This window comes from Mycobacterium sp., from assembly GCF_049585075.1.
Classification (GTDB): domain Bacteria; phylum Actinomycetota; class Actinomycetes; order Mycobacteriales; family Mycobacteriaceae; genus Mycobacterium.
Window position 1 is genome coordinate 1 of sequence record NZ_JBAUZA010000102.1, and the last position, 6,136, is coordinate 6,136.

Sequence of the window (6,136 nt, forward strand, 5' to 3'; positions counted from 1 at the left end):
CACCGCTACTGCCCGGCTTGCCCTGATGGCCCGGCTTCTCAGCGCCCGCACTGCGGGCGCATCGGTGTCCGGCGCCCTAACAGCCCGGCTGGCGAACGTTAGCGAAACTGACCGTTACACTGGCGAGCCGTGATGATCACCCTCGACCATGTCACTAAGCAGTACAAGTCGTCGGCACGCCCAGCGCTGGACAACATCAACGTGAAGATCGACAAGGGTGAGTTCGTCTTCCTGATCGGCCCGTCCGGCTCCGGCAAATCGACGTTCATGCGGTTGCTGCTCGGGGCGGAGACGCCGACCAACGGTGATGTCAGGGTTTCGAAGTTTCACGTCAACACGCTGCCCGGACGCCATATCCCGAAACTGCGGCAGGTGCTCGGCTGCGTCTTCCAGGATTTCCGGCTGCTGCAGCAGAAGACGGTGTTCGAGAACGTCGCGTTCGCGCTGGAGGTCATCGGCAAGCGCCCCGACGTGATCAATCGGGTGGTCCCCGACGTGCTGGAGATGGTTGGGCTATCCGGAAAGGCCACCCGGTTGCCGCATGAGTTGTCCGGCGGCGAGCAGCAGCGGGTGGCCATCGCCCGGGCGTTTGTGAACCGGCCTTTGGTATTGCTGGCCGATGAGCCGACGGGCAACCTCGACCCGGACACCAGCAACGACATCATGGATTTGTTGGAGCGGATCAACCGCACGGGGACCACCGTGCTGATGGCCACCCACGACCACCACATCGTCGACTCGATGCGTCAGCGCGTGGTGGAGCTGTCATTGGGTCGGCTGGTCAGAGACGAGCAGCGCGGCGTGTATGGGATGGACCGCTAAGTGCGCTTCAGTTTCCTGTTCAACGAGGTCCTGACCGGCCTTCGTCGCAATGTAACGATGACGGTCGCGATGATTCTGACCACCGCAATATCGATCGGCCTGTTCGGCGGTGGCCTGCTGGTGGTGGAGTTGGCCGAGCACTCGCGCGAGATTTATCTCGACCGGGTCGAGACGCAGGTCTACCTGAGCGAGGACATCTCGGCCAACGATCCGTCGTGCCAGAGCGCGCCATGCAAGGCGCTGCGCGAGAAGATCGAGGCGCGTAACGACGTCAAATCGGTGCGATTCCTCAACCGCGAAGACGCCTACGCAGACGCTATCCACAAGATGCCGCAGTTCAAGGATCTGGCAAGCAAGGATGCGTTCCCGGCGTCGTTCGTCGTCAAGTTGAACAACCCCGAGCAGCACTCGCAATTCGACGACGCGGTGCGCGGTCAGCCGGGTGTAAGCGGAATTCTCAACCAGAAGGATCTCATCGATCGGCTGTTTGCCGTGTTGGACGGTCTGAGCAACGCTGCTTTCGCCGTGGCCTTGGTGCAGGCGATCGGGGCGGGTTTGTTGATCGCCAATATGGTTCAGGTCGCGGCCTACACGCGTCGCACCGAGGTCGGCATCATGCGCTTGGTCGGCGCGACCCGCTGGTATACCCAGCTGCCCTTCCTGGTCGAAGCCATGGTGGCGGCCACCGTGGGCGTCATCATCGCCATTGTCGGGCTGATCGTGGTGCGAGCGCTGTTCCTGGACAACGCGCTGCGCCAGTTTTATCAAGCGCATCTGATCGCACCGGTCGATTACGCTGACATCCTTTATATTTCGCCGCTACTGCTGTTGGTGGGTGTCGCGGTGTCCGGGGTTATCGCGTACGCGACGTTGCGTCTGTACGTGCGGCGGTAGCCGTGGCCAAAAAGCCGGGCAAATCTCAGTCAGGAAGACAGGTCCTGGCCAGCAACCGCAAGGCCCGGCACAACTACTCGATTCTGGAAGTGTTCGAGGCCGGGGTGGTTTTACTCGGCACTGAAGTAAAAAGCCTCAGGGACGGCAAGGCCTCGTTGGCCGATGCTTATGCAACTGTTGACGATGGCGAAGTTTGGTTGCGCAACCTGCATATTCCGGAGTATCACCACGGCAGCTGGACCAACCACGAGCCACGTCGCACGCGAAAACTGTTGCTCCACAGGCGCCAAATCGATGTACTCATCGGCAAGATACGTGATGGTAACCTCGCGCTGGTCCCGTTGGCCCTCTATTTCTCCGAAGGAAAAGTCAAGGTGGAGCTGGCTTTAGCGCGCGGTAAGCGCGCGCACGACAAGCGTCAGGACATGGCACGCCGCGACGCTCAGCGGGAAGTGGTTCGTGCATTAGGTAGGCGAGCCAAGGGCATCGATTGATCGGCGCCGCATACGCCCAGCTGTCCGCGGTCAGCTACGGCGTCAGTGACTTCGTCGGGGGTGTGGCTTCCCGGCGGGTGGCTGCGCTCCGCGTCATGGTGGTGACCTATCCGGTCGCGACGGTGTTGCTTGGTGTGCTGGCCGCCACCGCCGGTGGACCGGTCCGCCCCGGGGCCCTGGTGTGGGGCTCGCTGTACGGGATCAGCCAGGCCATCGGAGTGTATTGGTTCTATGCGGCGGTGAGTGCTGGTCCGATCTCGGTTGTCTCACCGCTGGCGGCCGTACTCAACGCGGCGGTCCCCGTCGCCGTCGGTGTCGCGCTGGGCGAGCGACCGGGGGAGACCGCCTCGGTAGGCGTGGTGCTGGCGATGTTCGCGGTGATCTTGGTGAGCCGGGAGTCGCCCGCCGACGAGGATGTTCGGACCCATCGGTTCACCAGCAAAGTGGCCTGGCTGACGGTCGGCTCCGGGATGGCCTTCGGGTTGGACTTTGTACTGCTGCACCAGGCTCCGGCGGAGTGCCGGTTATGGCCGCTGTTTTTTGCCCGGGCGGCGGCCACCGTGCTGGTGTTCGCGGTCGCGGCGATGAGCAACAACCTTCAGCTTCCGTCCAGGACGCCGCTGCGGCTGGCGGTCGCCGCGGCGCTGCTGGACACCTGCGCGAATATCACCATGCTGTTGGCCATTCAAAAATGGATGCTGTCGTTGGCCAGCATCTTGATCTCGCTGTACCCGGCGACGACGGTCATCTTGGCCATCATCGTGCTGCGTGAGCGGGTGACCCGCTGGCAGGCGCTCGGCATGCTTCTCGCGGCGGTATCGGTGAGCATGATCGCCGCAGTCTGACGTCGGTCTAACATCAGGCGGCATGAGCAGCCCCGCGCGTCCAGCCACCGAACTCGATAAGTCCGACGTGTTGTCGGGTCTGTTTGGCACCTGGGACAGCCTGGATCGATTGCTCACCGGGTTGTCGGAGCAGCAGTGGCAGACACCGACGCCGTTGCCCGGTTGGTGCGTGCACGATGTGGTCGCCCACATCATCGGCACCGAGTCTGCGCTGCACGGAATCCCTACACCGGAAGCCGACGGTGATGTCTCAACGTTGGCCCACGTGCGCAATGACGTCGGCGTGGCCAACGAGTGCTGGGTCCGTCATCTGAGCGGCGAGTCCGGCATTGATTTGCAGCAGCGGTTCCGCTCGGTGACCGACGATCGCCGTAAAAGCTTGACCGACATGTCCGTTGACGATTGGAACGCGCCGACTATAACCCCGGTCGGCCCGGACAGTTATGGACGGTTCATGCGGGTGCGGGTCTTCGATTGCTGGATGCATGAACAGGACATCCGCGACGGGCTGAATCAACCGGCCTCGGAAGCGGAGCTGGCTGGTCCGGCGGGGCGGCTGGTGATCGACGAGATGGTCACCACCATGGGCTTCGTAGTCGGCAAACGCGGGAAGGCGCCCGACGGGTCGAGGGTCGCTATCGAGCTGACCGGTCCGCTTGCGCGCACCATCCGGGTCCTGGTCGACGGTCGCGCGCGGGTAGTGGACGACTTCGGTGCCCAGGAGCCGACGGTCACCATCCAACTGGACGGCGTGCTGTTTACCCGGCTGGCCGGCGGCCGAGCGGACACTGGTGCCGGCGGCGTCGAGCTCGGCGGTGACCAAGAAGTCGGCGCGCGCATTGTCGACCACCTCAACTACACGATCTGACGCACTGATCGCGGCGGGACTGTTATTGGCTGGCTCGTCGTTGCAAATCGCGTAAAATGGATTGTCCTGCCGAAATTCGGCGGGGATGCGAGGGGCTGAACGGTTTCGACTTCGCGCATCGAATCAAGGGAAGCGTGCCGGTGCAGGCAAGAGACCACCGTAAGCGTCGTTGCAACCATATAAGCGCCGTGTCAACACAGCGCGACTACGCTCTCGCTGCCTAAGCGACAGCTAGTCCGTCAGACCGGGAACGCCCTCGGCCCGGACCCTGGCGTCAGCTAGAGGGATCAACCGATGAGTTCGGTCGCGGGACTCATCGGGACACTCACAGCGACTGGGATCGTCATCTCGGCTAGTTCGCGTGACCGGGAGATCCGAGTAGAGGCATAGCGAACTGCGCACGGAGAAGCCTTGAGGGAATGCCGTAGGACCCGGGTTCGATTCCCGGCAGCTCCACAAGAGAAGGAGCAGGTCAGGGCATATTTTAGCCCTGACCTTCTTCCTTTTTGGGCACATTTTGGGCACATCCTGAAACAAGGTCGTCCATTTTGTCGGCCACGTCGTCAAGGTCATCAGGAAACAGGTGCCCGTACTGATCGAGCGTCATCGTCGCCGTTTTGTGCCCGAGGTGGGACTGCACGGTCTTGACGTTTGCACCTGAGGCGATCATCAATGACGCTGCTGTGTACCTCAGTTCATGGACGGTGACCCGAGGGAACTTCTTATCCGCCGCCTGGCATCGTTTGACCGCGGCACCAAACCAGTGCGTCGTCGTTGGGGGCCACAATGGCTGCCCATCGCCCCGGCACCACAACAGTTCGTCGGGAGCCTTGCCGACCATCGCCGGGGCGAGCAGCTTGAGCACCGACGCAGACACCGCGACGGAGCGGGCCGTGTGCGTCTTGGTGGTGCCGATGATCGTCTTGGCGTTGACCTTGGACGCTGACCGCTCCACACGTATGCGGCCACGACCGAGATCGATGTCGCGGACCCGCAACGCTGCCATTTCGCCCCACCGCAGTCCTGTCGTCGCCAGCAACCAAACGATGTCGGGATGCTTTGATTCGTCGGCTAACGAATGCACCTGAGCGGCAGTCAAGAAGCTGCGCGCCTTGCTCGTCGTCTTGCGGGGCAGCTTCACGCCACGGGCCGGGTTGGTAGCCAAGCGCCGGTCAGCGACCGCGTCATCGAGAATGCCCGCCAGGACGGTTTGCGCGTGCGCCACCGAGGACGGCGAGAGTTTCATTTCGGCAACCCACTTTTGGACCTCGGTTGGCCGAATGTCAGCGATGCGACGGCGACCCCACTGCGGTTCGACGTGCACCCGCCAGACTGATTCCAGCCGCGCTGACCAACTGGCCTTGTGGTGCGCCTGGCGGGCAAGCCATTCCTTACCCAACTCGCCGATGGTGACCTGACCCAGCGACGGCGCGACGTAATTGCCGGTGAGCTTCTCGACTTCGACCGTGTTGGCGAACGCTTCTGCGGCACGTTTGGTGGTGAATCCGCGCTTCTTAGTTTGTGTGTGCTGTGGTGTCCGATAGTGAACCATGTAACGAGTTGCCCCGGTTGAAGTTTGGTATCTCTCAATCGTCGCCATTAGTTGCCGTGCCCGTGGTGAGCGACTGGGAGCAGCGCCAGCCCTTCCGTTGGAGGTCACCCAGCGGATCCTTGCGGAGCGCGCCGACGGACGGACATTTCAGGCGATCGCTGACGGGTTGATGGCAGACTGGATTCCCACCGCGCGAGGCCACAGTCGCTGGTTTCCGGCGACGATCAAGGCTGTCACAATCAGCGACAACGCCGTTACACTCAATTAGGCGACCCCGTTCTGCGTATTGCAAAACCACCGTTTTGGTGTACACCTGCGAGGAACTTTCCCCGCGGATCAGTCCGCCCGGTTTACTTGAGACATGTTATTGCCGCGCGATCTGGAGCTTGTTGGCCAATGTCATGGCGGCCATGACGCCGCCGTCGCAGATGATGTCCGTGCCGGTGAGATATCCGGCCCTATCACTGGCACAGAACGCTAGAAGTTCGGCGATTTCGCCGGGTCGGCCGAAACGCTTGAGGGCACCGATCTGAGCCAGCGCTCCCGCGCCAACGTCAGCTTCGAGCTTGCCCATGTCAGTGTCAAACGATCCTGGTGAGACCGATAGCACCCGAGCGCCTAAGGATCCGAACTGGGCGGCAAGCGCCTTGCTGTACCAGAT

General features: G+C 62.4%; 7 protein-coding genes and 1 other RNA gene. 6 read left to right on the top strand and 2 right to left on the bottom strand.

The window, feature by feature from the left end; translation table 11 throughout:
- Positions 1–132: 132 nt before the first annotated feature.
- From ftsE to ssrA, 6 genes are all read left to right on the top strand, one after another.
- Positions 133–822: a cell division ATP-binding protein FtsE gene (gene ftsE, locus WB785_RS04685; protein WP_424077531.1), complete on the top strand. Its 690-nt coding sequence runs from the start codon at positions 133–135 to the stop codon at positions 820–822.
- Entirely contained in the window at positions 823–1,716 is an 894-nt protein-coding gene (ftsX, locus tag WB785_RS04690; RefSeq protein ID WP_424077525.1) for a permease-like cell division protein FtsX, read from the top strand. It abuts the gene before it with no gap.
- A 2-nt stretch (positions 1,717–1,718) separates the two neighbouring features.
- Entirely contained in the window at positions 1,719–2,210 is a 492-nt protein-coding gene (smpB, locus tag WB785_RS04695; protein ID WP_424077526.1) for an SsrA-binding protein SmpB, read from the top strand.
- Positions 2,207–3,055 (top strand): EamA family transporter, encoded by an 849-nt coding sequence (locus WB785_RS04700; protein WP_424077527.1) that lies wholly within the window; start codon positions 2,207–2,209, stop codon positions 3,053–3,055. Before smpB ends, WB785_RS04700 begins: the two co-directional genes overlap by 4 nt.
- A 22-nt stretch (positions 3,056–3,077) precedes the next feature.
- Positions 3,078–3,923 carry a maleylpyruvate isomerase family mycothiol-dependent enzyme gene (locus WB785_RS04705; protein WP_424077528.1) on the top strand — a complete coding sequence of 282 codons (846 nt, stop codon included), beginning with the start codon at positions 3,078–3,080 and terminating at the stop codon, positions 3,921–3,923.
- A 91-nt stretch (positions 3,924–4,014) separates the two neighbouring features.
- Positions 4,015–4,382, top strand: a transfer-messenger RNA (tmRNA) gene (gene ssrA / locus WB785_RS04710).
- Between the two features lie 25 nt (positions 4,383–4,407).
- On the opposite strand, the gene WB785_RS04715 is transcribed toward ssrA, so the two are convergent.
- A complete protein-coding gene (locus WB785_RS04715; protein ID WP_424077529.1) occupies positions 4,408–5,475 on the bottom strand; it encodes a tyrosine-type recombinase/integrase in 1,068 nt (355 codons plus the stop codon).
- Positions 5,476–5,839: 364 nt separating this feature from the next.
- A partial coding sequence (locus WB785_RS04720; RefSeq protein WP_424077530.1) for an SDR family oxidoreductase occupies positions 5,840–6,136 on the bottom strand: 297 nt, incomplete at its 5' end.